At 66.0% G+C, this 26,325-nt stretch carries 27 protein-coding genes; 15 read left to right on the forward strand and 12 right to left on the reverse strand.

The features are described from left to right. Positions 1 to 30: 30 nt before the first annotated feature. Positions 31 to 507, reverse strand: a complete 477-nt coding sequence (locus AC13CR_RS04355) for an Lrp/AsnC family transcriptional regulator (RefSeq protein ID WP_292951093.1) — start codon at positions 505 to 507, stop codon at positions 31 to 33. A 91-nt stretch (positions 508 to 598) separates the two neighbouring features. Here AC13CR_RS04355 and AC13CR_RS04360 point away from each other — a divergent pair, with 91 nt between their 5' ends. Next, on the forward strand, positions 599 to 1,987 hold the full coding sequence (locus AC13CR_RS04360) for an aminotransferase class V-fold PLP-dependent enzyme (protein ID WP_292951143.1): 1,389 nt from the start codon (positions 599 to 601) through the stop codon (positions 1,985 to 1,987). Positions 1,988 to 2,037: 50 nt separating this feature from the next. On the opposite strand, the gene AC13CR_RS04365 is transcribed toward AC13CR_RS04360, so the two are convergent. From AC13CR_RS04365 to AC13CR_RS04375, 3 genes are all read right to left on the reverse strand, one after another. Continuing rightward, positions 2,038 to 2,934: a DMT family transporter gene (locus AC13CR_RS04365; RefSeq protein WP_292951095.1), complete on the reverse strand. Its 897-nt coding sequence runs from the start codon at positions 2,932 to 2,934 to the stop codon at positions 2,038 to 2,040. 65 nt (positions 2,935 to 2,999) lie between these two features. Beyond that, entirely contained in the window at positions 3,000 to 4,223 is a 1,224-nt protein-coding gene (locus tag AC13CR_RS04370; protein ID WP_292951097.1) for a UbiH/UbiF/VisC/COQ6 family ubiquinone biosynthesis hydroxylase, read from the reverse strand. Between the two features lie 247 nt (positions 4,224 to 4,470). Next, positions 4,471 to 5,325: an SDR family oxidoreductase gene (locus tag AC13CR_RS04375; RefSeq protein WP_482900673.1), complete on the reverse strand. Its 855-nt coding sequence runs from the start codon at positions 5,323 to 5,325 to the stop codon at positions 4,471 to 4,473. A 96-nt stretch (positions 5,326 to 5,421) separates the two neighbouring features. Here AC13CR_RS04375 and AC13CR_RS04380 point away from each other — a divergent pair, with 96 nt between their 5' ends. From AC13CR_RS04380 to AC13CR_RS04395, 4 genes are all read left to right on the forward strand, one after another. Continuing rightward, positions 5,422 to 6,906, forward strand: a complete 1,485-nt coding sequence (locus AC13CR_RS04380; RefSeq protein WP_292951101.1) for an AMP nucleosidase — start codon at positions 5,422 to 5,424, stop codon at positions 6,904 to 6,906. Between the two features lie 150 nt (positions 6,907 to 7,056). Further along, positions 7,057 to 7,356, forward strand: a complete 300-nt coding sequence (locus tag AC13CR_RS04385) for an HU family DNA-binding protein (RefSeq protein WP_292951104.1) — start codon at positions 7,057 to 7,059, stop codon at positions 7,354 to 7,356. Between the two features lie 157 nt (positions 7,357 to 7,513). Next, entirely contained in the window at positions 7,514 to 8,569 is a 1,056-nt protein-coding gene (locus AC13CR_RS04390) for a type III polyketide synthase (RefSeq protein WP_446236546.1), read from the forward strand. Next, a complete protein-coding gene (locus AC13CR_RS04395) occupies positions 8,566 to 9,087 on the forward strand; it encodes an isoprenylcysteine carboxyl methyltransferase family protein (protein ID WP_292951110.1) in 522 nt (173 codons plus the stop codon). Before AC13CR_RS04390 ends, AC13CR_RS04395 begins: the two co-directional genes overlap by 4 nt. A 25-nt stretch (positions 9,088 to 9,112) precedes the next feature. Here AC13CR_RS04395 and AC13CR_RS04400 read toward each other — a convergent pair whose 3' ends face one another. The 6 genes from AC13CR_RS04400 to AC13CR_RS04425 form a co-directional block, all read right to left on the reverse strand. Further along, the gene (locus tag AC13CR_RS04400; protein ID WP_292951113.1) at positions 9,113 to 10,600 is read right to left on the reverse strand and encodes an alkaline phosphatase D family protein; all 1,488 of its coding nucleotides are present in this window, start codon (positions 10,598 to 10,600) and stop codon (positions 9,113 to 9,115) included. 242 nt (positions 10,601 to 10,842) lie between these two features. Next, a complete protein-coding gene (locus AC13CR_RS04405; RefSeq protein WP_292951116.1) occupies positions 10,843 to 11,820 on the reverse strand; it encodes a branched-chain amino acid ABC transporter permease in 978 nt (325 codons plus the stop codon). After that, a complete protein-coding gene (locus tag AC13CR_RS04410; protein ID WP_292951119.1) occupies positions 11,820 to 12,707 on the reverse strand; it encodes a branched-chain amino acid ABC transporter permease in 888 nt (295 codons plus the stop codon). The genes AC13CR_RS04405 and AC13CR_RS04410 overlap by 1 nt, the downstream gene beginning before the upstream one ends. Before the next feature lie 66 nt (positions 12,708 to 12,773). Continuing rightward, entirely contained in the window at positions 12,774 to 13,928 is a 1,155-nt protein-coding gene (locus AC13CR_RS04415; RefSeq protein WP_292951145.1) for an ABC transporter substrate-binding protein, read from the reverse strand. 88 nt (positions 13,929 to 14,016) lie between these two features. Beyond that, positions 14,017 to 14,760 carry an ABC transporter ATP-binding protein gene (locus tag AC13CR_RS04420; RefSeq protein WP_292951122.1) on the reverse strand — a complete coding sequence of 248 codons (744 nt, stop codon included), beginning with the start codon at positions 14,758 to 14,760 and terminating at the stop codon, positions 14,017 to 14,019. Next, entirely contained in the window at positions 14,753 to 15,502 is a 750-nt protein-coding gene (locus AC13CR_RS04425; protein ID WP_482900674.1) for an ABC transporter ATP-binding protein, read from the reverse strand. The genes AC13CR_RS04420 and AC13CR_RS04425 overlap by 8 nt, the downstream gene beginning before the upstream one ends. Positions 15,503 to 15,774: 272 nt before the next feature. Between AC13CR_RS04425 and AC13CR_RS04430 the strand changes: the two genes are divergently transcribed. The 6 genes from AC13CR_RS04430 to AC13CR_RS04455 all read left to right on the forward strand — a co-directional run bounded on the left by AC13CR_RS04430 (position 15,775) and on the right by AC13CR_RS04455 (position 21,162). Further along, positions 15,775 to 16,620, forward strand: coding sequence for a LysR family transcriptional regulator (locus AC13CR_RS04430; RefSeq protein ID WP_292951128.1), 846 nt, complete (start codon positions 15,775 to 15,777; stop codon positions 16,618 to 16,620). Positions 16,621 to 16,848: 228 nt separating this feature from the next. Beyond that, entirely contained in the window at positions 16,849 to 17,580 is a 732-nt protein-coding gene (locus AC13CR_RS04435) for a hypothetical protein (protein ID WP_482900675.1), read from the forward strand. 449 nt (positions 17,581 to 18,029) lie between these two features. After that, a complete protein-coding gene (locus AC13CR_RS04440; RefSeq protein ID WP_292951134.1) occupies positions 18,030 to 18,563 on the forward strand; it encodes a hypothetical protein in 534 nt (177 codons plus the stop codon). Beyond that, entirely contained in the window at positions 18,560 to 18,958 is a 399-nt protein-coding gene (locus AC13CR_RS04445) for a phage holin family protein (protein WP_292951137.1), read from the forward strand. The genes AC13CR_RS04440 and AC13CR_RS04445 overlap by 4 nt, the downstream gene beginning before the upstream one ends. Next, positions 18,948 to 20,141 (forward strand): DUF3618 domain-containing protein, encoded by a 1,194-nt coding sequence (locus tag AC13CR_RS04450; RefSeq protein WP_446233725.1) that lies wholly within the window; start codon positions 18,948 to 18,950, stop codon positions 20,139 to 20,141. The genes AC13CR_RS04445 and AC13CR_RS04450 overlap by 11 nt, the downstream gene beginning before the upstream one ends. 70 nt (positions 20,142 to 20,211) lie before the next feature. Continuing rightward, positions 20,212 to 21,162, forward strand: coding sequence for a YihY/virulence factor BrkB family protein (locus tag AC13CR_RS04455; RefSeq protein WP_293013099.1), 951 nt, complete (start codon positions 20,212 to 20,214; stop codon positions 21,160 to 21,162). Between the two features lie 165 nt (positions 21,163 to 21,327). On the opposite strand, the gene AC13CR_RS04460 is transcribed toward AC13CR_RS04455, so the two are convergent. Both AC13CR_RS04460 and AC13CR_RS04465 read right to left on the reverse strand, forming a co-directional pair. Beyond that, complete coding sequence (locus AC13CR_RS04460) at positions 21,328 to 22,449, reverse strand: extracellular catalytic domain type 1 short-chain-length polyhydroxyalkanoate depolymerase (protein ID WP_482900676.1); 1,122 nt, start codon at positions 22,447 to 22,449, stop codon at positions 21,328 to 21,330. Between the two features lie 23 nt (positions 22,450 to 22,472). Next, positions 22,473 to 22,889 carry a CopG family transcriptional regulator gene (locus tag AC13CR_RS04465; RefSeq protein ID WP_292952037.1) on the reverse strand — a complete coding sequence of 139 codons (417 nt, stop codon included), beginning with the start codon at positions 22,887 to 22,889 and terminating at the stop codon, positions 22,473 to 22,475. A 262-nt stretch (positions 22,890 to 23,151) separates the two neighbouring features. Here AC13CR_RS04465 and AC13CR_RS04470 point away from each other — a divergent pair, with 262 nt between their 5' ends. The 4 genes from AC13CR_RS04470 to AC13CR_RS04485 are packed head-to-tail and all read left to right on the forward strand — an operon-like array spanning position 23,152 to position 26,314. Further along, a complete protein-coding gene (locus tag AC13CR_RS04470; protein WP_292952034.1) occupies positions 23,152 to 23,859 on the forward strand; it encodes a succinate dehydrogenase/fumarate reductase iron-sulfur subunit in 708 nt (235 codons plus the stop codon). Positions 23,860 to 23,862: 3 nt separating this feature from the next. Further along, a complete protein-coding gene (locus AC13CR_RS04475; RefSeq protein WP_292952031.1) occupies positions 23,863 to 24,207 on the forward strand; it encodes a succinate dehydrogenase/fumarate reductase transmembrane subunit in 345 nt (114 codons plus the stop codon). Continuing rightward, complete coding sequence (gene sdhC, locus AC13CR_RS04480; RefSeq protein ID WP_292952028.1) at positions 24,204 to 24,545, forward strand: succinate dehydrogenase, cytochrome b556 subunit; 342 nt, start codon at positions 24,204 to 24,206, stop codon at positions 24,543 to 24,545. The genes AC13CR_RS04475 and sdhC overlap by 4 nt, the downstream gene beginning before the upstream one ends. A gap of 2 nt (positions 24,546 to 24,547) precedes the next feature. Further along, positions 24,548 to 26,314, forward strand: a complete 1,767-nt coding sequence (locus AC13CR_RS04485; RefSeq protein ID WP_292952025.1) for an L-aspartate oxidase — start codon at positions 24,548 to 24,550, stop codon at positions 26,312 to 26,314. The last annotated feature ends 11 nt before the right edge of the window (positions 26,315 to 26,325 follow it).

Genomic DNA, 26,325 nt, shown 5'->3' on the forward strand with positions numbered 1-26,325 from the left:
GGGTCCAAGATGGCGAACATATCGTGAAAATCAACGCGGCAGGCGCAGCGGCCGGCCCTCGAAGATGGTTTCCATCGAGAAAACGCCGGTGACGCGTTCCAGATCCATGTCGGCGATCAGCGCCTTGTAGCAAAGATCGTAGCCGGCCATCGAGGTCGTCACCAGCTTGGCCATGTAGTCCCATTCGCCGCCGATCCGGTGAAATTCGGCGATCTCGGGGATCGATTCGACACGGGCACGAAATCGTCGCGCCCAGGCGTCATCGTGATGGCGGGTGCGGATCATCACGAAGACGGTCAGGTGCAGGCCCGCCCGGCCGGCATCGATCAGCGCCCGGCTGCCTTTCAGAACACCCGCGTCGGTCAGCTTCTGCAGCCGCCGCCAGCAGGCATTCTGCGACAGGCCGATGCGGTCGGCCAGGGCGCGCTGCGACAGCGTCGCATCCTGTTGCAGCGCCGCGAGGATGCGGTGGTCGATATCGTCGAATTGCGGCGTCTGTTCGTTCATCTGAACGTCAGATTAGGGGTATTTCCACAACGAAGAAATCAAATTCTGCATCTTTCCGTGTCATCCTTGGCGGAAAGGAAGGGTGATGAGCATGGATTTCTTCGACCGGTTCCGGGCCGCCCTGGGGGCGCCAGAGACCCTGCATGACAGCATGATCGGCCGCGACGCGGTGATCGAGGGGCCGTTCGGGCCGCGGCGGATGATCTATGCCGATCACGTCGCCTCGGGGCGGGCGCTTTTGCCGGTGGAACACGCGATCCTGCGCGATGTGCTGCCCTGGTATGCCAACAGCCATACCGAGGCCAGCCATTGCGGCGCCATGATGACCCGCCTGCGCCGCGCCGCGCGGGCCGAGATCCTGCGCTGCACGGGCGGCGGGCCGGAACATGCGGTGATCTTTGCCGGGTCGGGCGCGACGGCGGGGATCAACCGGCTGGTTCACCTGTTCGGGGTCGGGCCCGGCTGGACGGTGCTGATCGGCCCCTACGAGCATCATTCCAATATCCTGCCATGGCGCGAAAGCGGCGCGCGCGTGGTCGAGATCCCCGAGGCGCAAGGCGGCGGGCCGGACCTTGCGGCGCTGGGCGCGGAACTGGCGGCGGGCGGGCCGGTGATGGGTGCCTTTTCGGCGGCCTCGAACGTGACCGGCGCGCTGACCGACGTGGCGGCGGTGACCCGGCTGTTCCGGCAGGCGGGCGCGCGGATCGTCTGGGATTATGCGGGCGGCGCGCCCTATCTGCCGATCGACATGGGTTTGGGGATGGATGCGGTCGTCGCCTCTCCGCACAAGTTCATCGGCGGGCCGGGGGCATCGGGCGTGCTGATCCTGCGCCGCGACGCGGTGGTCGCGGACCGCCCCAGCCTGCCGGGCGGCGGCACGGTGCGTTTCGTGAATGCCGAGGGTCACGATTATGCGGCATCCGTCGAGACGCGCGAGGAGGCCGGCACGCCGAATGTCGTGGGCGATATCCGCGCGGCGATGGTCTTTGCGCTGAAGGATGCGGTCGGGCAGGAGTGGATCGATGCGCGCCACGCGATGTGGCTGCGCAAGGCGGCGCGGCTTCGGGACGTGCCGGGCCTGCAGATGCTGGGCAACCCGGCGGCGGCGCGGCTGCCGATCCTGTCGTTTCGAATCCGCGACGGCCGCGGCGGCTTCGTGCACCAGCAGCTTGCGACGCGGATGCTGTCGGATCTGCATGGCGTTCAGGCACGGGGCGGCTGCGCCTGCGCCGGGCCCTATGTGCACCGCCTGCTGGGGATCGGTGCGGCGGAATCGCGGCGGCTGCGGACCGCGATCCTGCGCGGCGACGAGATCGAGAAGCCCGGCTTCGTGCGGCTGAACCTGTGCTGGGCCGCCCCCGAGGCCGAGATCGACGCGATCCTGTCCGCGATGACCGACCTGGCCCGCCATGCCGCGGAGCACCTGCACCGCTATCGCTGCGATCCGGCGACCGCCATCTTCACGCCCGTCGCGGCCTGAGGGCGGGGTCACGGCCACCGCGCCGGGCGCGATGGCGCAAAGACCGGCGACTAGGCCGCCGGCGGCGGCCGTCTGACCGGGGGCGGCTGGCGCGACAGCTGCACCGCAAGGATGCCCGCCATGATGATCGCGACGCCGATCACGTCGCTGATCCCAAGGCTTTCGCCCAGCAGGACCGCACCGATGGTCACCCCGAAGAACGGGCTGAGGAAATGGAACGTCGCGGCCCGGACGGCGCCGATCCGGCGGACCAGCTCGAACCAGACCCAGGTCGCCAGAAGGCCCGGCACCAGCACGGTATAGAAGAAGGCCACGGCAAGCCGGGGCGTGATGGTGGCGTCCCATGTCTCGATGAACGGGGCGATCAGGCCCAGGGCGGCGGCGCCGACCAGCATCTGCAAGCCCACGATCATCATCACGTTGCCGCCCGAACTGGCGCCCCGCACGCTGAGCGTGGCAATGGCCAGCGCCAGCGAGGCCACGAAGCCCAGGGCGATGCCGAACGGATCGCTGCCGCCCTGCAACCGCGCCCCCATGATGATGGCAACGCCGACAAGACCCAGCACCAGCCCCGCGACCCCCGTCGGTCGCAGCCTTTCGCCCATCACGATCCAGCCGAAGAAGGCGACCAGCAGCGGCATGGTGGCGGCGATGATCGAGGCGAGGCCCGCCTCGATCCACTGCATCGCGACCCAGTTCAGGCCCAGATACAGCGCGTTCTGGCACAGGCCCAGCACCACCACCGCGCGCCATTGTGTCCGCGTCAGCCCGCGCCAGTCCTGGCCCATCGCCCGCGCGATGGCCACGCCGATCGCGCCCGAGATCGCAAAGCGCAGCGCCAGCGCCAGCAAGGGCGGCGCCTCCAGCACGATCATCCGGCTGGAACTGAAGGCCGAGGCCCACATGATCGCGAAGGCCAGCCCCATCAGGATCGCGCGAATGTCCATGGCCGGCCTTCCCGTGCAGATGATGCAACACCGCTAGCAGAGGGCGCAGGCGGCGGAAAGGGTGCCTATAGCGGCTGGCCGGTCAGCAGCCGCGGCATCGGATCGACCGACAGGCCCGCCGCCTGCCGCATGAAACCGCGCCGCAGCGCGGGGATGGCCGTCACCATGCCCATCCCGATGCCCCGCGCCGCGCGCAGCAGCGGATTGTCGCTGGCAAACAGCGTGTTGACCGCGTCCATTCCCAATGCCAGCCGTGTCGCGTCGAAACGCCGCCAGCCCTGGTATCGCTCCAGCACCGGATCGCTGCCCGGATCCTCGCCCCGGCGCAGCGCCTCGACCAGCGTTTCGGCCAGCGCCGCCACATCGCGAAGGCCCAGGTTCAGCCCCTGCCCGGCAATGGGATGGACGCCATGCGCGGCATCGCCCACCAGCGCGATCCGCGGCGCCACATAGGCGTCGGCCAGCGACAGGCTGAGAGGATAGGAGAATCGCTGTCCCGCCAGCCCGATCGGCCCCAGAAAGTCGCCAAAGCGCGGCCGCAGCACGTCCAGGAACGCCGCGTCGGGCAGCGCGGCGATGGCATCCGCATTGGTCCGCGTCTCGGACCAGACCACGCTGGACCGGTTGCCGGGCAGCGGCAGGATCGCCAGCGGGCCGGTCGGCATGAAATACTGATGTGCAATGCCCTGATGCGGGCGTTCGTGATCGATGGCCGCGACCAGGGCTGTCTGGCCATAATCCCGGCCGCGCCGGGCGATCCCCGCCCGCCGCGCGACGCCCGATCCGCGCCCGTCCGCACCGACCAGCAGCCGTGCCCGCAGGCTGCGCCCGCCCGACAATCGCACCGCGATCCCCGAGGCATCGGGTTCCTGCCCCTCGACCGAAAGGCCGGCCAGATGAGTCACGCGCCCGGCCATCGCCGCCAGCAGGGCGCGATAAAGGAACCGATCCTCCAGCATGTGCCCGACCGGACCTTCCTCGATCTCGGCGCTGTCGAAATGCAGCAGGAACCGCGCGGCCCCCTCGCCCGGCTGGCCCTGCGAGGCCTTGACCTGCCGGACCGGCTGGCTGACGCCGGCCAGATCGCCCCACAATCCCAGCGCCGAAAGCAGGCGCTGCGAGGCCAGCGCCAGCGCATAGGCACGCCCGTCGAAGTCCTCTCCGGTCCGGTACCCGGCCGGGCGCGGATCGACCACGGTCACGGACAGGCCGGCCCCGGCCAGCGCCAGGGCCAGCGTCGGCCCGTTCAGGCCGCCGCCCGCGATCACGATATCGGTGTCGAAGCTCATGACCGGCGATCATGCACGGGCCGCGCGCAAAGTCCATGCGGCGCGTCGGCGCCGTGATGCCGGGCGGGGGGCGGTTAACGATCCGTGAACCGAAGGTCCGCAAGCGGTGTACGGCCTGTGCACCCGCTGTGCCGCCACGCTGCGCACCCTGTGCGACGGGGTGCCCCGCATTTGCCGGGCTTTCGGGGAATTCGCCCCGAAACCGCATCCGGCGCAACACAGGCCCCGTTGCCCGCGCAACACCGCCTCAGCCAGCCTCGTCGCGCAACAGCGCCCGCAGCCCGCTGCGATAATCGGGATAAAGCAGCCCGATCCCCAGTTCATCCTTGATCCGGTCGTTCCGCACCCGTTTGCTGTCGGCATAGAAGGATCGCGCCATCGGCGTCATCTCGGCCCGATCGAAGGGAACTTCCGGCGGCACCGGCATGCCCAGCAATTCCGCCGCATGGGCGATCACGTCCTGCGGCGGGGCGGGATCGTCGTCGCAGAGATTATAGATCGCCCCGGCCCGCGGGGCCTCGATCGAGGCCAGAAGAACCTGAACGATATCAGCCACATGAATGCGCGAAAAGACCTGCCCCGGCTTCACGATCCGCCGCGCCGTGCCGTTGCGGACCTTGTCGAACGGGCCGCGCCCCGGCCCGTAGATTCCGGCCAGCCGGAAGATGTGCAGCGCCAGCCCGGCGCCCTCCGCCAGTTCGCGCCACCCGGCCTCGGCCTCGATCCGCGCCAGACCGCGCGGGCCGCTGGCGTCGGTCGCGCTGTCCTCGTCCACCCAGCCGCCCTGCCGGTCGCCATAGACCCCGGTCGTGGACAGATAGCCCAGCCAGCCCGGCCGCGCGCGCGCCAGATCCGCGCCGAAGGCGGCCAGAACCGGGTCCCCCCCGGATCCCGGCGCGACCGAGACCAGAACCGCGTCGGCCCCGTCAATCGCCGCGCGAACCGCATCCCGCTGCCCCGGCCAGATCAGCGGCGCGGCCCCCGCGGCGGCCACCCGGTCGGGATCCGCGCGTGTCGTGCCGCTGACCTGCCAGCCGCGCGCGATCAAGGCGGGCGTCAGGAAGCCCGCACTGTATCCATGACCGAAAATCAGCATCTTCATGGGCGCAGGCTAACGCGCCCGCGGCGGTGCCGCCAGACGCTTGCCTGACCCGCGCCGGGCTGGCAGGATCCGCGCAACAAGAAGGATAAGAAGACCATGGACACGGATTCCCGCTATCTGCCCGTCGAAAGCCCCGATTCCCCCGCGCGCGAGCAGTTCACCGATGCCCGCGCCGCCGTCGCGCGGCTGCAGCGGCTGTATACCGAGTCGACGGATTTCCTGCTGGACCATTTCACCCGCCTGCTGGAGGGCGGACGCCCCGCCGCGCGTTATCGCGCCTTCTACCCGGAACTGCGTCTGACCGTCACCAGCCATCCGCATGTGGATTCGCGGCTTTCCTTTGGCCATGTCGTCGCGCCGGGCAGCTATGCCGCCACCATCACCCGGCCCGATCTGTTCCAGAACTACCTGACCGAGCAGATCGCGCTGCTGATCAAGAATCTCGGCGTTCCGGTGACGGTGGGCCTCAGCGAGACGCCGATGCCGGTTCACTTCGCGGTCGCGGCCCAAAGCGAACTGGCCGTGCCGCAGGAAGGCGTGCTGGATTTCTCGCTGCGCGACATCTTCGACGTGCCGGATCTGAACACCATGAACGACGACATCGTGAACGGGGTCGCCGGCCCCCTGCCGGACGGAACCCATCACCTGGCCGCCTTCACCGCGCAGCGGATCGACTATTCGCTGGCGCGCCTGCAGCATTACACCGCCACCAAGGCCGAACATTTCCAGAATTTCGTCCTGTTCACCAACTACCAGTTCTACGTGGACGAATTCGAGGCCTTCGCGCGCATGGCGCTGGCCGACCCGGCCCTGGGATATACCAGTTTCGTGGCGCCGGGCGATCAGGAGATCACCGATCCCGAGACGCCGATCAGGCCGCTGTCGAAGCTGCCGCAGATGCCGACCTATCACCTCAAGCGCGCGGCGGGTCAGGGCATCACGTTGGTCAATATCGGCGTCGGCCCCTCGAATGCGAAAACGGCGACGGATCACATCGCGGTGCTGCGCCCCCATGTCTGGCTGATGGTCGGCCATTGCGCGGGCCTGCGCAATTCGCAGAGCCTGGGCGATTTCGTCCTGGCCCATGCCTATCTTCGCGAGGATCACGTGCTGGACGATGATCTTCCGGTCTGGGTGCCGATCCCGGCCCTGGCCGAGGTTCAGGTGGCGCTGCAAGAAGCCGTGGCCGAGGTCACGCGGCTGGAAGGCTATGAACTGAAGCGGATCATGCGCACCGGCACCGTCGCCACGATCGACAACCGGAACTGGGAATTGCGCGACCAGTCCGGCCCGGTCCACCGCCTGTCGCTGTCGCGGGCCGTCGGGCTGGACATGGAAAGCGCCACCATCGCCGCCAACGGCTTTCGCTTTCGCGTCCCCTATGGCACGCTTCTTTGCGTTTCGGACAAGCCCCTTCACGGGGAACTGAAGCTGCCCGGGATGGCGACCGATTTCTACCGCACGCAGGTCGCCAACCACCTGCTGATCGGCATCCGCGCGATGGAAAAGCTGCGCGAGATGCCGCTGGAACGGATCCATTCGCGCAAATTGCGGTCCTTCAGCGAGACCGCCTTCCTGTAACCCCGCGACATGCGGGGCCGGGAAAGGCCGGTTTTCGCGTGCGACGCGAAAAATGCTTGATCTGCCGGTCAAAACCGTGTGTAGCAGGCGATATGCCGCAAAAGGCGCTAATTTGGGCCCGGAACGACAGGGGCAAGAGGAGACAGAAGAATGGCTACGGCTTCCGCAAAACCGATGACAAAAACCCAGCTGGTGGCAACTCTGGCCGAGGAAATGGGCTCGGACAAGAAATCGGCCGCGGCGGCGCTGGACGCGATCGCGAGCGTCGTCACCCGTGAAGTCGCCAATGGCGGCGCGGTGACGCTGCCCGGCATCGGCAAGGTCGCCTGCCGCGCCCGGCCCGAACGTCAGGTCCGCAACCCGCAGACCCAGGAAATGATGACCAAACCCGCCGACAAGCAGGTCAAGGTGACAGTCGCCAAGGCCCTGAAGGACAGCGTCAACAGCTGATCCGGCCGAATTTCGGTGATGACGGGCCGCGCCGCCGGGCGCGGCCCTCTTGGTTGCGCCGCGCGCGCGCCGTGCCGTTTTCGCCGCGTCGCGGCGATCCCTGTGCACCCTTTTTCCCGCGGGATGCGTTACTGGGACGGAACAGACGGGAATCCTCATGCCAGCCATCCTCGCGGCGCCGGTGCGTCTGCTGGCCATTGCCAGCGCCGTGCCGCCCCACCTGCTGCCACAGCACAAAGTCATAGACGCGGCCCGCGCGATCCTCGGCCCCCGTTTTGCGCAGTTCGAACGCCTGATCCCGGCCTTTCGCAACGGCGGGATCGAGGAACGCCGGTCGGTCGTGCCGCTGGACTGGTTCACCACGCCACGCGGCTGGCGGGACCGGACCGAGGCCTATCTGTCCGGCGCCTCGGACCTGTTCCGGCAGGCGGCCGGCCGGGCGCTGGAGATGGCGGGCCTGACGGCGCCAGAGGTCGATGTGATCGTCACCATTTCCTCGACCGGGATCGCCACGCCGACGCTGGAGGCGCAGGTGGCGCGCGAAATGGGGTTTCGCGCCGACGCGATCCGGGTGCCGGTCTTCGGTCTGGGATGCGCGGGCGGCGCCTCGGGACTGGGCATCGCGCGCGATCTGGCGGCGGCCCGGCCCGGCGCCAATGTCCTGCTGGTCGCGGTCGAGACCTGCACGCTGCTGTTCCGTCTGGACCGGCTGCGCAAGGCCGACATCATCGCCACCGCCCTGTTCGGCGATGGCGCGGCGGCACTGGTGCTGCGCGCGGGCGAAGCGCGGGACGACGGCCGGCCCGAGATCGGCACCGGCCGCCAGCATATGTGGCCCGACACGCTGGACATCATGGGCTGGTCGGTCGAGGAGAACGGGCTGGGCGTGATCTTCGACCGCTCGATCCCCGATTTCGCGACGCGCGAATTGCGGCCCGCGCTGGATGCGCTGATTCCCGGTCACGCGCCCCAACGCTATGTCTGCCATCCGGGCGGAGCCAAGGTGCTGGTGGCGCTGGAACAGGCGCTGGATCTGCCCGAAGGCGCGCTGGACGCCGAACGGGCCGTGCTGGCCCGCACCGGCAACATGTCCGCGCCGACGGTGCTGTTCGTGCTGGAGCAGGTGCTGGCATCGGACCAGCGCGGCTACCTGCTGGTGCTGGCGCTTGGACCCGGCTTCACGCTGTCGGCCGTGCCGATCCTCGTGCCATGACAGGCGCGGCCGCCTTCATCGCCTTCCTGGTCCTGCAAAGACTGGCCGAGCTGATCCTGGCGCGGCGCAACACGGTGCGGCTGCTGGCGCAAGGCGCGGTCGAACACGGCGCGGCGCATTATCCGCTGATAGTGGCGCTTCACGCAAGCTGGCTGGCCTCCATCGCGATTTTCGGCTGGGACCAGCCGATCCGTCCGCTGTGGCTGATCCTGTTCGTGGCGCTTCAGGCGGCCCGGCTCTGGGTGCTGGCCTCGCTGGGCGACCGCTGGACGACGCGGATCATCGTGCTGGATCGGCCGCTGGTCGCGCGCGGGCCCTACCGGCTGATCCCGCATCCGAACTACGCCGTCGTCGTGGCCGAGATCGCGGTCGCGCCGGTGGTGCTGGGCCTGTGGCCCGTCGCGCTGATCTTCACCGCGCTGAATGCGGCCGTCCTGGCCATCCGCATCCGGGCCGAGAACCGCGCCCTGTCCGGCCTGCGCGACCGCCGGCCGGACCGCAGGACCCCGCCCGGCTGAGACGGGCGCAGCCCGCGGCCGGGATTCAGGCCGGTTTCGGATCCAGCGTGATCGACCACAATTCCCGATCGCCGCGATCCATCAGCCGCACCCGCATCTGGCCCGAGGCAGCCTCGATATCGACGATACCGAAGAACTGCATCCCCGCCGAGGGCGGCAGGTTCGCCTGGCCCGCCGGCGGCGCCTTGACGAATTTCACCTCGGGCCCGAAGGTCATGTCCAGATCGTTCGGCCCGAAGGTGCCCGCGTGAAGCGGTCCGGACACGAATTCCCAGAACGGCTCGAAATCCCGAAAGGCGGCGCGGTCGGGATGGTATTCATGCGCGGCGGTGTAGTGCACATCCGCCGTCAGCCAGACCGTGTTCGCGACCTTCTCGTCGCGGATAAATCGCAGAAGCTGCGCGAATTCCAGCTCTCGTCCCTTCGCCGCGCCGGGATCGCCATTCGCCACGGCCTCGACATAGCGCTGATCCTCGGCGACCTTGTCCCAGACATTGACGCCGATGGGCATGTCGCAGGCGATCACCTTCCAGGTGGCCTTCGAGCCTTTCAGCGCCCCCTTCAGCCAATCCATCTGCGCCTTGCCGAGGATCTGGGACTGCGCCGTCACCGCGTCCTGCATTCCATCGCTGTTCGCGCCGCGATAGCTGCGCAGATCCAGAAAGAAGATGTCCAGCAGCGGACCATAGCCGATCTTGCGATAGACGCGACCTGGTTCGGCCGGGTTGTAGCTGATCGGGGTCATCTCGTGAAAGGCCCGCTGCGCGCGCGCCATCAGCAGCGGCACCGACTTTTCGCTGTAGCGGTCATCCGCGCTCAGATCCTTGCCGGGCGACCAGTTGTTGACCACCTCGTGATCGTCCCACTGGAACAGCGTCGGGCAAATCGCCGACAGGGCCCGCACATGCTGGTCCATCAGGTTGTATTTCCAGCGCCCCCGATATTCGTCGAGACTTTCGGCGACCTTGCGGACCTCGTCGGTCAGGATGCGGTTCCTCCACAGACCGCCCTCGATCGCGACCTCGTCCTGCATCGGTCCGTCGGCATAGATCGTGTCGCCGGAATGGATGAAGAAATCCGGCTCGTGCAGCGCCATCGTGGCATAGCTGCGCATTCCCTCGTCGTCGATGCCCCAGCCCTGCCCGGCCGTGTCGCCGGACCAGACAAAGCGGATATCGCGCTTTTGCGTGGGCGCGGTGCGGAAGCGGCCGGTCAGCGGCGCACCGGTCGCGTTCGGATCGCCGAGATCGGTGGGGGTCATGCGATAGAAGACCGTTTGGTCCGGGGCCATGCCCTCGACCAGCGCCTTCACGGCCTGATCGCTTTCCGGCAACGCGTTCAGATCGCCCAGACGGCGGGCATCCTGAAAGCTCTCGGTGGTCGCGACCTCCAGCGCGATCCGCGAGGGCCGGTCGGCGCGGGTCCAGACCATGCCGCCCTGCGCGGTGACATCGCCGGACTGCACGCCATGGGTCAGGACAGGGCGGCTGCTGGCGCGGCTGATCGCCGGCATCGCGAGAATCGATGTCCCGGCGAGGCCGGAGACAAGCAGGCGGCGGCGGGACATGCGCGAAAAGGTCATGGGCTGGCTCCGATTGGCTGGTATCGCAACCGGGCTAGCACTATCCCGTGACATTCGGGTATCGGGAACAAGTCGGTTTCCTGACGTCAGCCGATCTTGGCCCGTTCCTGCCGCGCCGGGGCATCAGCGCAGCCTTCCCGCGCGGGCCTGCGGCAATGCGTCTGGGGCAATGCCTATAGCGGCCGCTTCAGCCATTTCGAGATCACGCCGACGATGCCCTCGCGAAACAGCAGCACGCTGATCACGAAGATCGCCCCCTGGATCACCGTTACCCACGCGCCGAAGGTGGCAAGATAGTTCTGCATCGTGACGATGACCGCCGCTCCGACGATGGGGCCGAACACGGTTCCCATGCCGCCCAGCAGCGTCATCAGCACGACCTCGCCCGACATCGCCCAATGCACGTCGGTCAGGGAGGCAAGCTGGAAGACCTGGCTTTTGGTCGCGCCGGCCAGCCCCGCCAGCGCCGCCGACAGCGTGAACACGATCAGCTTGTAGCGATTGACCTGATAGCCCAGCGAAATGGCGCGCGGCTCGTTCTCGCGGATCGCCTTCAGGACCTGGCCAAAGGGCGAATGCACGATCCGGTAGATCAGAAGGATGCCGCCGAAGGTGATCGCCAGCACGAAATAGTACAGCGCCATGTTCGAGCGCAGCGAAATCAGTCCGAACAGATCACCGCGCGGCACCGACTGGATGCCGTCCTCGCCGCCGGTGAAGGGCACCTGAAGGGCAAAGAAATAGACCATCTGCGCGAAGGCCAGCGTCACCATGGCGAAATAGATCCCCTGCCGCCGGATCGACAGCGCGCCGATGACCAGCCCCAGCAAAGCGGCGGCCACGGTGCCGGCAAGGATCGACAATTCCGGCGTCAGTCCCCAGACTTTCGCGGCATGGGCGGCAACATAGCTTGCCCCGCCGAAATAGGCCGCGTGCCCGAAGGACAGAAGTCCGCCGAAACCGAGAAGCAGGTTGAACGCATAGGCGAAAAGCGCAAAACACATGACCTTCATGGCAAAGACGGGATAGACCCCGTAGGGCAGCAGCAGCGCCAGCCCCAGCAGGACCAGAAAGATCACCTTGTGCAGCCGCGGCATGCCGATGCTTTCGCGCAGGGGGCCGGTCTTGACCGTGTCTTCGGCGATCGCCATCAGCCTGCCCTCCCGAAAAGACCCTCGGGCCGGAACAGCAGCACGATCGCCATGATGACGAAGATGACGACGGCGGACCCTTCGGGATAGAACACGCGCGTCAGACCCTCGACAAGACCCAGGCCATAGCCGGTAAGGATCGCCCCCATGATCGATCCCATGCCGCCGATCACCACGACGGCGAAAACCACGATGATCAGGTCGGCGCCCATGTTGGGATTGACCGAATAGATCGGTGCGGCCAGCACGCCGGCAAAGCCCGCCAGTGCCACGCCGAAACCGTAGGTCAATGTGATCATGCGCGGCACGTTGATGCCGAAGGCGCCGACCAGAACCGGGTTCTCGGTGGCGGCGCGCAGATAGGCACCAAGCTTCGTCTTCTCGATGATGAACCAGGTGGCGAAACAGACGATGACCGAGGCGACGACGACCCAGCCGCGATAGGTCGGCAGGAACATGAAGCCAAGGTTGTAGCCGCCCGACAGCGACGCGGGAATCTGGTAGGGCAGGCCCGAGATGCCGTAATAGTTGCGAAAGAGCCCCTGGATGATCAGTGCAAGTCCGAAGGTCAGAAGAAGCCCGTAAAGGTGGTCGAGATGGTAGAGCCGTGCCAGCATCAGCCGTTCCAGGACGATGCCGATGGCGCCCACGACCAGTGGCGCGACGATCAGCGCCGGCCAGTAGCCCACCCCGACATAGGTCAGCAGCATCCAGGCGGCGAAGGCGCCCATCATGTATTGGGCGCCATGGGCGAAATTGATGATGTTGAGAAGCCCGAATATCACCGCCAGTCCCAGTGACAGGACCGCATAGAACGATCCGTTGATCAGCCCCAGAAGAAGCTGGCCCATCAAGACCTGCGGCGGCACGCCCAGAAGTTCGAACATCTCGTTCCGTCCCGTGATTGAAATGGCGCCGCGCCAGAATTTCTCCGGCGCGACCGCCCCGTCAGGTTACTGCTTGGTAAAGTCGCATTCCTCGAGCATCGGCAGGAACGCATCCTCGCCGCTGATCGTCGCGACTTCCTTGTAGAGGTCCCACTCGCCGGTCGATTCCGCGGGGGTCTTGACCTCGTAGAGATACATGTCGTGGATCGCCCGGCCGTCGCCGCGGATCGAGCCCTTGCCGAAAAGCGGGTCGTCGAAGGGCGACTCCTTCATCTTGGCGGCGACCGCCTTGCCGTCCTCGGCGCTGCCCAGTGCCTCGACCGCCTTGAGATATTGCAGCGTGCCGGAATAGACGCCGGCCTGCACCATCGTCGGCTCGGCGCCGTGCCGTTCCATGAACCGCTTGGACCATTCACGGGTGGCGTCGTTGCGGTCCCAGTAGAAGGCCGAGGTCAGCGACAGGCCCTGTGCGGTCTGTGCGCCAAGCGCCTGCACGTCGGTGATGAAGAACAGCAGCGCAGCCAGCTTCTGACCGGCCTGGGTGATGCCGAACTCGGAGGCCTGCTTGATCGCGTTCACGGTGTCGCCGCCGGCATTGGCCAGCCCGATCACGTCGGCGCCGCTGCCCTGTGCCTGCAGCAGATAGGACGAGAAGTCGGTGGTCGGGAAGGGCGCATCCACATTGCCCACGACCTCGCCGCCGCTCGCCTCGACCACCTTGGCGGTGTTTTCCTGCAGCGACTGGCCAAAGGCATAATCGGCGGTGATGAAGAACCATTTCTTGCCGCCCGCATCGGTCAGCGCCTTGCCGGTGCCGTTGGCCAGAGCCGCCGTGTCATAGGTCCAGTGAATCGTCGTCGGCTTGCACTGACCCTGCGTCAGTTCGGTCGATCCGGCGCCGGAATTGATCAGCACGCCGTTCTTCTCGGCGGTGATGTCGGCCACGGCAAGGGCCACGGACGAGGTCGGCACGTCGAGAATCGCGTTCACGCCCTCTTCGTCATACCATTTCCGCGCGATGCTGGAACCGATGTCGGGCTTGTTCTGGTGATCGGCCGAGATGATCTCGACCTTCATGCCCTTGTCGGCGGCCTTGAAATCCTCGACCGCCATCTGCGCGGCGATCACCGACCCTTCGCCCGAAAGATCGGCATAGACGCCAGAGCGGTCGTTGAGAACGCCAAGCTTCACGTTGATTTCCTGAGCCAGCGCCGGGTTCATGGCCAGCGTGGCAAGTGCCGTGCCGATGAGAATGTTCCTGATCAAGGTCGGTCTCCTTCTGTTGGCCGCGCCGTGCGCGGGATGGTTCTCAGACGCCCAGATAGGCGTGCAGCTTGTCGATATTGGCGTCCAGTTCGGAATTGGGGATCATGTCCGCCACCTTGCCCTGTTCGACGACATAGTGACGGTCCGCCACCGAGGCCGCGAAACGGAAGTTCTGTTCGACCAGCACGATGGTGAAGCCCTCCTGCTTCAGCGCCAGGATCGTGCGGCCGATCTGCTGCACGATGACCGGCGCCAGCCCCTCGGTCGGCTCGTCCAGAAGCAGAAGCCGCGCACCGGTGCGCAGGATGCGGGCGATGGCCAGCATCTGCTGTTCGCCGCCCGACAGCTTCGTGCCCTGGCTGCGGCGACGCTCCTTGAGGTTGGGGAAAAGCTCGTGGATCCGGTCCACCGACAACCCGCCCTCCCGGATACGCGGCGGCAGCATCAGGTTTTCCTCGACGCTGAGCGAGGCGAAGATGCCGCGCTCCTCGGGGCAGAGCGCGATCCCCAGGCGCGCGATCTGGCGCGGCTGCATTCCGACGATCTCGGCGCCCTGGAACCGGATCGAGCCCTCACGCTTGCCCAGAATGCCCATGATCGCCAGCAGGGTCGAGGTCTTTCCCGCGCCATTGCGGCCTAGAAGCGTCACCACCTCGCCTTCGGCCACGTCGAATTCGATGCCGTGCAGAACGTGGCTTTCGCCATACCATCCATTGAGATCGCGCACCGCCAGCATGGCGCCCGCCGTCCGGCCCGGACGTTCCGTCTGTGCCATCGCGTCACTCATGGTCGGCTCCGATATAGGCTTCGATCACCTCGGGTGACCTGGACACCGCGGCATATTCGCCCTCGGCCAGGATCTCGCCGCGCGCCAGAACCGTGATCCGATCCGACAGATCCGCGACCACGGAAAGATTGTGCTCGACCATCAGGATCGTGCGGTTCTTCGATACGCGGCGGATCAGGGCGGCGATGCGTTCGACATCCTCGCGGCCCATGCCGGCCATCGGCTCGTCCAGAAGCAGCATCTCGGGGTCCAGCGCCAGCGTCGTCGCGATTTCCAGCGCGCGCTTGCGGCCATAGGGCAGTTCGGCGGCGCGGTGACGCTCGAACTCGGTCAGTCCGACCTCTTCCAGATAGTCGCGCGCCTTGTCGTCATAGCGCGACAGGGTCTTTTCCGAACGCCAGAAATCGAAGCTTTCGCCGCGCCGCCGCTGAAGCGCGATGCGCACGTTCTGAAGCACTGTAAGATCGGGAAAGATGGCCGAGATCTGGAACGATCGCACGATGCCCAGCCGTGCGATCTGGGTCGGCGACAGGGCGGTGATATCCTGGCCCTTGTAGATGATCTTCCCCGCGGTCGGCTTGAGAAACTTCGTCAGGAGGTTGAAACAGGTCGTCTTTCCCGCGCCGTTCGGCCCGATCAGCGCGTGGATCGAGCCGGTTTCGACCGAAAGGTTCACGTCGTTCACGGCAACGAAGCCGCGAAATTCCTTGGTCAGACCCCTGGCTTCGAGTGCCGCGGTCACGGGGCCGCCCCGGCGCAGGCGTCAACTGCGGCGGTCGTTGCCGCGATCGGAAAAGACGGCCGGTCGCCCAGGTCGGCAAGCCGCCACAAGTCCTGCTCCGCGCTCGCAGAATTGATGTCGCTCGTCTTCGGCAAATCGCGCCTCTATCCTGTTCTTCTGGCTGGATTCTTGTCGAGCCAATCCCTGTTTCCTGGGCAGCATGAGCGCGGATCGGGATGCAGACAAACGAAAAATTCTGCACGATGAATGCAATAAATCTGCTAACAGGCGTCATGGATACCAAACTTGTCGAGACCTTTCTGGAAATCGTCGCCACCGGCAGTTTCAATACCGCCGCGGCGCAGATGAACATCGGCCAGACCACCGTCAGCGCACGCATCCGCACGCTGGAGGACCAACTCGAACGCCCGCTTTTCGTGCGCCACAAGGGCGGCGCGGCGCTGACCCCCGCCGGCCGGCAATTTCTGCGCCATGCCCCGAACTTCGTGCAGCTTGCGCGGCAGATGCGGCGCCAGGTCGCCGTTCCGCAGGGTCACAGAGCCATCCTTGCCATCGGCGGCGAGATGAGCCTCTGGCAGCCGCTGCTGCTGGACTGGATCCGGCGGCTCAGGGCCGAATGCCCCGACATCGCGCTCAGGGTCCAGGTCGATGCGCCCGGAACGCTGATCGACCAGGTGGCCGCGGGTCTTGTCGAAGCGGTGGTGATCCATGCGCCGCCGCAACGGCCCGGCCTGCGCATCGATCTGCTGGCGGATGACAGGCTGGTTCTGGCCAGCACCGACCCGGCCGCCGACCCCGCCAACGGGCAGACCCTGGTGGGCGCCGATTGGGGCCCGGATTTTTCGCAGGGCTTCGTTTCCGGCTTTCCCGCGTTTCAGGGCGCCGGCGTGACGTTCGATCCCGGCCCGCTTGCCGCCGATTATATTTTGGCGGCCGGGGGCTCGGGCTATTTCCGCCAGCGCGACATCGCGCCCCATCTCGCCTCGGGCGCACTGCACCTTGTCCCGGACGCGCCGCAATTCCCCTATCCGGTTTGCGCGGTCAGTTCGTCGCAGGCCGACCCCGACCTGCTGGGCCCTGCCCTGTCCCATCTCCGGAAGGTCGCGCCCTCTGGTTGATCCCTTGCCCGCAGTCCACGATGTGGGTTCAACGCCGGGCCGGACATGGCGCCGCAGGCTGGCAACGGATCACGTCCGCGCCCTTGTTTCCTGGCCGAAATGATTTCGCGGGCGGTCGCTGCCAGCAGCCTCTCCGCCGCGTTCCGATTAACAAAAGCTTCAGGAACCGCCGCCTTGGGCGCCGGGTTTCCCCGATGGTTGAAATTCAGCCGGAGGAGGAAATCAATCATGCCAATGAAAATCAGGATCGCAGCGACCACCGCCATCTGCGCCTTGTCGGCGAATATGGCACTGGCTCAGTCCGAATCTGCGAGCAAACAGACCACGGGCAAAGAACAAAGCCCGGATTCCGTGACCTGCGCGGACATTACTGCCATGGACACGGCGCTGGTTCCGGGCACCCTGTATTATATCGCCGGGTACAAGAAAGGCAGCGATGCAGGAATGTCGGCCGGTCAAGGCGGCGGCCAGTCGGCTGCGGCGGGGGCGTCAGGCGCGACAGGGTCCGCATCCGGCGACAGTTCTGCGACGACTGCGGCCGATGGCAGCACCGTGACAAGCGATGCCAACACCTCTGCCAACAGCGCCATGGACAAGCCGGCATCGGATGCCGCGACCGCGGCCGATGGCAGCGCGATCACGAGCGATGCGAACACCTCTGCCAACAGCGGCTCCAGCGGGGCGGCGTCGGACACGACGATGGCCACTGACAGCAGCGCGGCAGGTGCGGATGCCTCGGCATCGGCGTCTGGTGGCGGACAATCGGGCGGCGGAATGTCCGCCGATGCCGGCGGCAGCCAGGCTGGCAGCGCCGGTGGCGACGTCGCCATCATGCGCGTCAGCGGAATGTTCGAGATCCCGGTCGAGGAGGTCATTACGGCGTGCACCGACACCCCGGAAATGAAGGCCGCCGACGCGATCGAACAGAAGCGCGGCTCTACGGGTTCGATGTCGAACTGACGACGACCAGGCTCAGACGCCAGACAAGGGTTCGGCGGCGTGGAAGCGTTCATGCCGCCGGACCAACGGGCGATCCCGGTTTTCCCGCGAAAGCCCTGTTGCGAATTTCATGAGTGTTCGGGCTGCACCTCTGTGGATTTCTGGCCGGCACACCCGGCCCCTCGGAACGACTATCCCTGACTGCCGCGGGCGGAAACGTCGCCACGTGGTCATGGATCGGCATGTGATCGGGGGATTCGCGCGAAACGCCGGCACAGAGGGCGGCCCGCAAGTTCGATGAAGCCCGGCAAGGATGTCATGGGTGCGACCCGTACTTGTCGCACCGCAGCACGGGCGGGCTGACCGCGCGGCGCGGGCAAGGTGGCCTGGACCGTGACCGCCTCGCTGATCCGTGGCCGTCCCATTCTCGCGGTCTGCAAGCGGATCGCGCAACTTGAAAGGATTTAGCTGTGACGAATACTGACCAACAGAAGCCGACTGCGCACCAGGACACGACGAGCAGGGCCAAGTCGGCTGCGAGCTCGGCGTCGGAAGAGGTGAAGGAGCGGGCGCAGGATGTGGCCGGGAAGGTTTCCCACGAAGCGACACGACAGGCCGACAAGGCCAAGGGCGCGTTGGCGGGCGAGGTGAAGGATGTCGCCTCCGCGCTGCGGACCGCGGCCGATGAGATGCGTGACGGATCGCCTCAGGAACGCACCTTCAGCCAGATCGCGGACGGGCTGGCCGATGCCTCGGAAGCCATGCGAAACAAGGATTTGGGCGAGGTCGTCGGAACCCTCAACGACTTTGCGCGGCGCAATCCGTTGGCTTTCCTGGGGGGCGCGGCACTCCTTGGGTTTGCAGCGACCCGGTTCGCCAAGGCGTCAGGCAGCAGGCCATCACAGCCCGCCAACCCCTCGTTGGCTGGCATGTCCGGCCCCGCAGCCGCCGATCCGCTGCAAAGCCCGGCCCCCGTCACGACAGCGAAAGGAACATCAGCATGAGCACCGAACCGAACAAGTCCGCCAGCGGCTTGCTGAACGACGCATTGTCCCATGTCAGCAGCCTGGTTCGCAACGAGGTCGATCTGGCCCGTGCGGAAATCAACGAAAACGTCAACAATGCCGGCGCCGCCATCGGCTTGATCATCGGCGCCCTCGTGGTGGCGCTGACCGCTCTCAACGTGTTGTCTGCCGCCCTTGTCGCCGCCCTGACCGAGGCCGGGATCCCCGGCGGCTGGTCGGCGCTGATCGTCGGGGTCGTCTTCGCGATCATCGCCTACGTGATGCTCAAGAAGGGCAAGGACAACCTGAAACTCAGCAGTCTCGCCCCCAGCAGGACCGCGAAGAACGTCAAGCGCGACGCGCGCGCCGTGAAGGAGGCCTATGATGACCAATGAGACCCGTTCCCCCAAAGAGATCGAACGCGATATCGAACGCGAACGCGCCGGTCTGACCAATACGCTGTCGGACCTGCAAGACAGGTTTTCGATCGAAAGCCTCGCGCGGCAGGTAAGTGATCAGGTCCGCGAGCATGGCGGCGATATCGGCCGTTCCGTATCGGATGCGGTGAAGCGCAATCCGCTGGCATTGGCGCTGACCGGGGCCGGCCTCGCCTGGCTCATGCTGAGCGACAGAAGCGGCGGGCACGACCATGCCGCCCGCGATGCGCGCCATGGCCGGTTCGATGATGACGACAAGGACGGCCGGTATGACCGCCGGCACGGTCACGATGCGCGTAGCGGTGTCGCGGATGATCACAGGTCCCGGCCCGTGACCGGGACGGGACGTTTCGCGCGGCCCGAAAACACCCCCTCCTGGGCGCGAGACCATGACAGTGACGGACTTGGCCTGTCATCGCGGGCAGAATACACCGCCCCGGGCGTCGCCGGGAATGCCTCGGAGGCGGCGTCCGGGGCCGGGGGATCGGGGCGCGGCCCTGGCGCCTCTGTCGCGGATACCACCAGACGCGCGGCCGGATCGGTCACGGATACGGTCAAGGGTGCCGCCGATGGGGTGGCGGATACCGGCCGCGCGGTTGCCGACAGCGCGCGCGCTGCGGCGACCAGCGCATCGGATCGCGCGGCAGCCATGCGGGCGCGGCTGGCCGAGGGCACCGAGGCCCTGTCCGAGGAAGCACGCGATCGCGTGATCGCCGCGCGTGAAAGCGCGATCGAGGCACGCGACGCGTCGCTGCGATATGCCCGTCAAGGCCGCGACATGGCCGTCGATATCTTCGAGGAACAGCCGCTCATCGCGGGTGCGCTTGCCCTTGCCGTCGGCGCCGCCATTGGTGCGGCACTGCCGCGCAGCCGGACCGAGGACCGTTATCTGGGCGAACAGAGCGATCGATTGATGGAAGAGGCCGAACGTCTTTACGCCGAGGAGAAAGAGAAACTCGGCAAGGTCGCTGAGGCCGCGACCGACGAAGCCAGAAAGATCGCGCAAGAAACCCGGGACGAGGTGGACAGCGCGGCGAAATCGGCGATCGACAAGGCCAAGTCCTCGGGCGAGCGGATCGCGGGCGCAGCCGAAACCGAGGCCGAGAAGCAGAACCTGGGCGATGTCCAGAACAGGTCGTGATCGAAAAACGCCGTGAAACCTGCCGGTCCGCGCATCCCGTGCGGGCCGGATTCAGCAAAAGAGGCATCGCATGACCCGTGGCAGAAACGCCGACACCCCGGCGGAAATTCCCGCGGCAGGATGGAAGGACATCGCCCTTCGCGTGAAGGACGAACTGGTCTCGGATCACGTTGGCCTCCTTGCCGCGGGCGTCGCGTTCTACGCCTTGCTGGCGATCTTTCCGGCCATCACGGCGCTGATGGCGCTGGCGGGCATGGTGCTTGACCCTGCCCAGGTGACCGCGCAGCTTGCGACGCTGACCCAGATGATCCCCAGGCAGGCCGCGCAGATCATCCTCGATCAGGCGGTCGCCGTCGCGGGATCGCAGGATGCGGGCCTGGGGATCGCGTTCCTGATCGGCCTGTTGCTTGCGATCTATTCCGCGTCCAAGGGAATGAGCAGCCTGATGGAAGGGCTGAACGTCGCCTATGATGAAGACGAGGATCGCGGATTCATCCGCAAGACCCTGTGGACCCTTGGCCTGACGGTGTTTCTGATCGTCGGCCTGCTGCTGGGGCTTCTCGCGGCGCTGGCGGTGCCGGTCGCGCTGGATCTTGTCGCCCTGCCGGGCTGGCTGAAAACGGTGCTGGCCTTGTCGCGCTGGATCCTGCTTGCGATCATGACGATAATCGGGCTTGCGGTTCTTTACCGATATGGTCCGTCGCGCGATGACGCGGAATGGCGATGGCTGACGCCCGGCGCGATCGCGGCCTGCGTGATCTGGATCCTCGCATCGATCGCCTTCTCTCTCTACGTCGGCAATTTCGGCAGCTACAACCAGACCTTCGGCAGCATGGCGGGTGTCATCATCCTGCTGATGTGGTTGTGGATTTCGGCCTTCATCGTCCTGCTCGGAGCCGAGTTGAACGCCGAGATCGAGGCCCAGACCGCCGCCGACTCGACCGTCGGCCCGGACGAACCGATGGGTGCGCGCGATGCGGAAAAGGCCGATCATCTTGGTTCCGCGAAAGGCCGGACCTGACCCGACGTCGCCGCGGCCGGGACGATGCGCACAGGCCGGCCGGAGACCCCGGCAGGCTGCGTCGCGTGGCCTGGGGCGGCAGTTTCCGACCTTGCCGCCATCCGGCCCCTTGTCGGACCGAAGGTGGTTTTGGCCGCGACGGAGCATGTCGGGAAGGAGGTCATGTCATGAAACCGTCCCGGTCGCGTCAAGAAAGAACCGCACCATTTCCGCGCTTGCGTCGGGGCCGGCCGGATCGGCATAGGAGCCGGTCGCATCGCCGCCCGACCAGGCGTGGCCCAGCCCGTCGATGCGCCAATGTTCAAGGATCGGCTGACCGTTCGGGGCCAGCACAGTATCACGGATATAGCGGCGCCCGCCCATCGTGCCGCTATCGCGCAGCTCGGCCCCGGCGGCGCCCGCCTCGTCCACGATCCGCTGTCCGTTGGCCGCGTTGACGGTGGCGTCCGCCGCACCGTGAAACACGATCGTCGGCAGCGGGCGGAGGGGTGCGCCAGAAGTCTGGCGCAAGCTGCCGCCCATCGCCGCGAAGGCGGATTGCACGTCGCGGGCCGCCTTGTAGGGCAGACCGGAATGCACCCCCACATGAGTGAACACATCCGGGTAGGCCCGTCCGAGGATCACCGCCATCGCACCGCCGGCCGACAATCCGGCAACGAAAATCCTGTCCTCGGGGATGTCGTGATCCTGACGGATCTGAACGGCCAGACCGGCGAGGATCGCGGGTTCTCCGCTTCCGCGTTCCTGATCGGACGGCGCGAACCAGTTCCAGCACGATTGCATGTTCGCCCCACGCGACTGGCCGGGATAGACCACGATCAGGTCATGGGCATCGGCGATCCGGTTCATCCCGGTGCCATTCGCGAAATCCGCAGGCGATTGGGTGCATCCATGCAGCATCATCACCAGACCGGCAGGGCGCCGCGCTCGCAGGTCGGGAATGTAGAGACGGTATGCCCGCTCTCCCGCCGGGCAGGTGAAACTGCCATGGTCGAAGCGGGCACCCCTGGGCAGCACCGGCTCGGGTGCGGGCGCACCGCCCACCCCGCCGCCCGGCCGTCCTCGGGCGGCCAGTTCGGCCAGGGTCTTGCGCAAACCCCGGCCCTTGCCGAAGGGCGCGACATCTTCTGCCGCGCGCAGCGTTTCCGGAACCGGCCCCGGTCGCGACATGGCGGACGCGGCCGTGCCGCGCAAAGCGGCCCGGATCATTTCCGTGGCAGCGATCGGGTTTCCGGCGCGCACAAGGTCACTGGCCCGGCGCATCGCCGAGCTTGCATCGTCTGTCATCTCTGTTTTTCCTTGATTGGGGGTCAGCGGATACGCGACCCAAGTGCCTTCTTGACCTCAGGGCTGGCCTGAAGGGCCCCCAGCACGTCGATGGACCCGATCGTCGCGAGGGCGAGTTCCGGCGTCACGTCGGATGCGATCCGCACGAGGCCGACGACCTTGATATGCAGTATTTCATGCGCATCGCGCGCGGCCTTCAGATCGGCTGCGCTGTAGTCGCGCAGGCCAAGCTCCATCGTATGCCGTTCGATCGATCTGGCCACCGCGTCGCCATGCGTGTCCAACTGCTTGCGGATCGCCGTGCGAATGAAGTCGCTGCGATTGGAATAGAATCCTTCCTGCACGAGCAGGTCGATCCTGCCGAGATCCACGAATCCCATATTGATGGTGATCTTCTCGTTCTCGGGCATCCTTTGGCCGATCTGCGTGACGTTGCCCATCTTCCATTCTCCATCTGTATGGATGGTATATGGATGTATTCAAGGAAAGCGCAAGGGGCTTGTTCCGGATATTCGGCGCAGGCCACCGGCGATCGGGTGATGCGACAGAGGTGCCCCGCCCGAATATGTCAGCTAAACTAACACGATTGTATAGTAATTGTCGCTTTTTGTAACTTTCATTTAAACGTATGCATCGTTGGAAAGAGATGAACATCACGCAAGCAGACAAGGATCCGGCACCGTGTCTTCGACCGATACCCGTATGAAGGTTTCCGTTTGGCGCGGCGACCATGAAGGTGGCGAATTCCAGATCTTTGACGTTCCCGCGCAAGACAGCCAGACCGTGCTGGATGTCGTGGCGTGGATCCAGCAGAACGACGATCCCACGCTGTCATACCGTTTTGCATGTCGCGTCGGAATGTGCGGATCCTGCGCGATGATGGTGAACGGCCAGCCGCGCTGGACCTGTCGCACGCATGTCAAGAAGGTGCTGAAGGACAATTGCATCGAGATCGGGCCGCTGCGCAATCTGCCGGTCATCAAGGATCTCGCGGCCGACATGGACCCGTTTTTCGAGAAATGGGTCAAGGCGGAAGGCGTGTTCCACCCGTCGAAGACCCGCAACGACCAGATCGAGGAGATCGACCCGGCGAGCGTTCAGCGGGTAAAGGCCGATGCCGGGATCGAATGCATCAACTGCTCGGTCTGCTATGCGTCATGCGATACCGTGGCCGGGAATCCCGATTTCCTCGGTCCCGCGGCGCTGAATCGTGCCTGGACGCTCTACAACGATTCCAGGGATGCGGGTTCGCGCAAAATCCTTGATGCGGTCAGCGGCGCCGGTGGCTGCCACAACTGTCACTCGATGGGAAGTTGCGCGCATTTCTGCCCCAACGGACTGAATCCGATGGACGCGATCGCCGGGCTGAAGCGGGCGACCGCCGCCGCGTTCTTCAGGCGGAGGACCTGACCGATGCTGGACATCCGGCTTTACCTGCTGCAGCGATTGTCGGCGCTGGTCATGGCGCCTCTGGTCATCGGGCACCTCGCGGTGATGATCTATGCGATTCAGGGCGGGCTGAGCGCAGCCGAGATCCTGGGACGAACGCAGGGCAGCTTTGCCTGGGCGACGTTTTACGGGACTTTTGTCATTGCCGTGTCTGTCCACGCGGCGATCGGCCTGCGCGTCATCGCACATGAATGGCTGGGTCTTGGGGCGCGCGCCCTTTCCGTGCTGACCTGGATTGCCTTTCTGGTTCTGGTCTGGATGGGCGTGCGCGCCGTCTGGGCCGTTACCGCCCCCGGGGGTGTCGCATGATCCGCCCGCACCGCACCCATCCGCTCTGGTATGCCTTCATTCTTCATCGCGTCTCGGGGGCCTTGCTGGCCCTGTTCCTGCCGGCGCATTTCTGGGTTCTGTCCATGGCCCTGAACGAAGCCGCGCGGCTGGACGGATTCCTGGCATGGACGGACATGCCGCTGGTAAAATTCGCGGAATTCGGGCTGGTCTTCCTGCTGGCCGTCCATTTCTTCGGAGGGTTGCGCCTTCTCGCGCTTGAACTGATGCCATGGACCTCTCGCCAGAAGACGCTGGCGGCGGGGGCGGTGGGCCTCTCGGTTCTCGTCTCCGGAACCTTTTTCCTGCAAGCGGTGTGATCATGCCCCTGAAAAGCGATATCGATCGTCACGACACCGACATCCTGATCCTTGGCACCGGCGGAGCAGGGCTTTTCGGTGCGCTGCATGCCCAGCAATCGGCGCCGCCGGGGACCAAGATCACCATCGCGGTCAAGGGGCTGATCGGCAAATGCGGCTGCACCCGCATGGTTCAGGGCGGCTACAATGTGGCCCTGGGACATGGAGACACCGTCGAGCGGCATTTCATGGACACGATCGTCGGCGGCAAGTGGCTGCCGGATCAGGACATGGCCTGGCGGCTGTGCGAACAGGCGGTCGTGCGTGTCCGCGAACTGGAAAACGAAATCGGCTGCTTCTTCGACCGGGTTGCGGACGGCTCGCTGCATCACAAGGCGTTCGCGGGACAGACGGCCGATCGCACGGTGCACAAGGGCGATCTGACCGGGATCGAGATCATCAACCGGCTGATGGAACAGGTTCTGGCCCGCCCGATCGAAAAGCTTCAGGAGCATCGCGCCGTCGGACTGATCCCGACCAAGGATGGCTCGGCCCTCGCCGGGGTCCTGTTCATCGACATGCGCAGCGGAAAGTTCCGCTTTGTCCGCGCCAGGACGGTGCTGATGGCAACGGGTGGCGGCCCCACCATGTACAAATACCACACGCCCTCGGGCGACAAGACGATGGACGGGCTTGCAATGGCGCTGCGCGCGGGGCTGCCGCTGCGCGACATGGAGATGGTTCAGTTCCATCCGACCGGGCTGCTGGCCGGCGACCATACCAAGATGACCGGCACCGTTCTGGAAGAAGGGTTGCGCGGCGCGGGCGGGCATCTGCTGAACGGCAACGATCACCGGTTCATGTACGATTATGACACCCGCGGCGAACGCTCGACCCGCGACGTGGTCAGCCGCGGCATCTATTCGGAGATGCGCAAGAACAATTCATCGCCCAATGGCGGGGTGTTCATCTCGATGGCGCATCTTGGCCCCGACATCGTTGCGAAGAAGTTCAAGGGCATGGTCCAGCGCTGCGCCGATTCGGGCTTCGATCTTGCCGGCGGCAAGGTGGAGGTGGTGCCGACCGCGCATTATTTCATGGGCGGCGTCGTTGTCGATGTCGATACCCGCACGGCCATGGAAGGGCTGTATGTCGCCGGCGAGGATGCGGGCGGGGCGCATGGATCGAACAGGCTGGGCGGAAATGGCGTCGCCAATTCGACCGTCTATGGCGGTATCGCGGGTGACGTGATGGGCCGCGACATTCGCGCCATGACGGCACTGCGCGATCCGGATGAGAATATCCTGTCGGCCGAGATCGAGCGCGCGCGACGCCCGTTTGGCAAGCCTGTCGGCAATGTCCAGAACCTGCGCCGCGTATTGCAGGACGCGATGTGGGACGATGTCGGCGTCATGCGGACCGAACAGGGATTGATCAGCGGCCTGAAAAAGATCGCGACGGTCGCCACCGACCTGCAGGATATCGGCGTCGATCCGTCCAACCTGGCGTTCAACCTGACCTGGCACGACTGGCTCAACCTGGCATCGCTGGTCGACGTGTCCGAAGTCATCGCCGAGGCTGCCCTGGCGCGCGAGAATTCGCGAGGCGCGCATTTCCGCGAGGATTTTCCCGATCAGGGAGATCTGGAAACCTCGTATTTCACGGTGGCGCGGAAAACCGCCGAGGGGCTGCGCGTATCGCGCGACCCGGTCCGGTTCACAATCGTTCGGCCGGGCGAAACCGTGCTGCCCGAGGGCGAGCCCGAGACGCTGGTGCAGGCGGCCCGGTAAAGGAGACGATC

It is taken from the genome of Paracoccus sp. L-17 (genome assembly GCF_056857655.1).

What these genes read in the sequence shown, in the direction of transcription:
- AC13CR_RS04355 (WP_292951093.1), bottom strand. Translation starts at nt 507, where the DNA reads ATGAACGAACAGACGCCGCAATTCGACGATATCGACCACCGCATCCTC.
- AC13CR_RS04360 (WP_292951143.1), top strand. Translation starts at nt 599, where the DNA reads ATGGATTTCTTCGACCGGTTCCGGGCCGCCCTGGGGGCGCCAGAGACC.
- AC13CR_RS04365 (WP_292951095.1), bottom strand. Translation starts at nt 2,934, where the DNA reads ATGGACATTCGCGCGATCCTGATGGGGCTGGCCTTCGCGATCATGTGG.
- AC13CR_RS04370 (WP_292951097.1), bottom strand. Translation starts at nt 4,223, where the DNA reads ATGAGCTTCGACACCGATATCGTGATCGCGGGCGGCGGCCTGAACGGG.
- AC13CR_RS04375 (WP_482900673.1), bottom strand. Translation starts at nt 5,325, where the DNA reads ATGAAGATGCTGATTTTCGGTCATGGATACAGTGCGGGCTTCCTGACG.
- AC13CR_RS04380 (WP_292951101.1), top strand. Translation starts at nt 5,422, where the DNA reads ATGGACACGGATTCCCGCTATCTGCCCGTCGAAAGCCCCGATTCCCCC.
- AC13CR_RS04385 (WP_292951104.1), top strand. Translation starts at nt 7,057, where the DNA reads ATGGCTACGGCTTCCGCAAAACCGATGACAAAAACCCAGCTGGTGGCA.
- AC13CR_RS04390 (WP_446236546.1), top strand. Translation starts at nt 7,514, where the DNA reads ATGCCAGCCATCCTCGCGGCGCCGGTGCGTCTGCTGGCCATTGCCAGC.
- AC13CR_RS04395 (WP_292951110.1), top strand. Translation starts at nt 8,566, where the DNA reads ATGACAGGCGCGGCCGCCTTCATCGCCTTCCTGGTCCTGCAAAGACTG.
- AC13CR_RS04400 (WP_292951113.1), bottom strand. Translation starts at nt 10,600, where the DNA reads ATGCCGGCGATCAGCCGCGCCAGCAGCCGCCCTGTCCTGACCCATGGC.
- AC13CR_RS04405 (WP_292951116.1), bottom strand. Translation starts at nt 11,820, where the DNA reads ATGGCGATCGCCGAAGACACGGTCAAGACCGGCCCCCTGCGCGAAAGC.
- AC13CR_RS04410 (WP_292951119.1), bottom strand. Translation starts at nt 12,707, where the DNA reads ATGTTCGAACTTCTGGGCGTGCCGCCGCAGGTCTTGATGGGCCAGCTT.
- AC13CR_RS04415 (WP_292951145.1), bottom strand. Translation starts at nt 13,928, where the DNA reads ATGAACCCGGCGCTGGCTCAGGAAATCAACGTGAAGCTTGGCGTTCTC.
- AC13CR_RS04420 (WP_292951122.1), bottom strand. Translation starts at nt 14,760, where the DNA reads ATGAGTGACGCGATGGCACAGACGGAACGTCCGGGCCGGACGGCGGGC.
- AC13CR_RS04430 (WP_292951128.1), top strand. Translation starts at nt 15,775, where the DNA reads ATGGATACCAAACTTGTCGAGACCTTTCTGGAAATCGTCGCCACCGGC.
- AC13CR_RS04435 (WP_482900675.1), top strand. Translation starts at nt 16,849, where the DNA reads ATGCCAATGAAAATCAGGATCGCAGCGACCACCGCCATCTGCGCCTTG.
- AC13CR_RS04445 (WP_292951137.1), top strand. Translation starts at nt 18,560, where the DNA reads ATGAGCACCGAACCGAACAAGTCCGCCAGCGGCTTGCTGAACGACGCA.
- AC13CR_RS04450 (WP_446233725.1), top strand. Translation starts at nt 18,948, where the DNA reads ATGACCAATGAGACCCGTTCCCCCAAAGAGATCGAACGCGATATCGAA.
- AC13CR_RS04455 (WP_293013099.1), top strand. Translation starts at nt 20,212, where the DNA reads ATGACCCGTGGCAGAAACGCCGACACCCCGGCGGAAATTCCCGCGGCA.
- AC13CR_RS04460 (WP_482900676.1), bottom strand. Translation starts at nt 22,449, where the DNA reads ATGACAGACGATGCAAGCTCGGCGATGCGCCGGGCCAGTGACCTTGTG.
- AC13CR_RS04465 (WP_292952037.1), bottom strand. Translation starts at nt 22,889, where the DNA reads ATGGGCAACGTCACGCAGATCGGCCAAAGGATGCCCGAGAACGAGAAG.
- AC13CR_RS04470 (WP_292952034.1), top strand. Translation starts at nt 23,152, where the DNA reads ATGAAGGTTTCCGTTTGGCGCGGCGACCATGAAGGTGGCGAATTCCAG.
- AC13CR_RS04475 (WP_292952031.1), top strand. Translation starts at nt 23,863, where the DNA reads ATGCTGGACATCCGGCTTTACCTGCTGCAGCGATTGTCGGCGCTGGTC.
- sdhC (WP_292952028.1), top strand. Translation starts at nt 24,204, where the DNA reads ATGATCCGCCCGCACCGCACCCATCCGCTCTGGTATGCCTTCATTCTT.
- AC13CR_RS04485 (WP_292952025.1), top strand. Translation starts at nt 24,548, where the DNA reads ATGCCCCTGAAAAGCGATATCGATCGTCACGACACCGACATCCTGATC.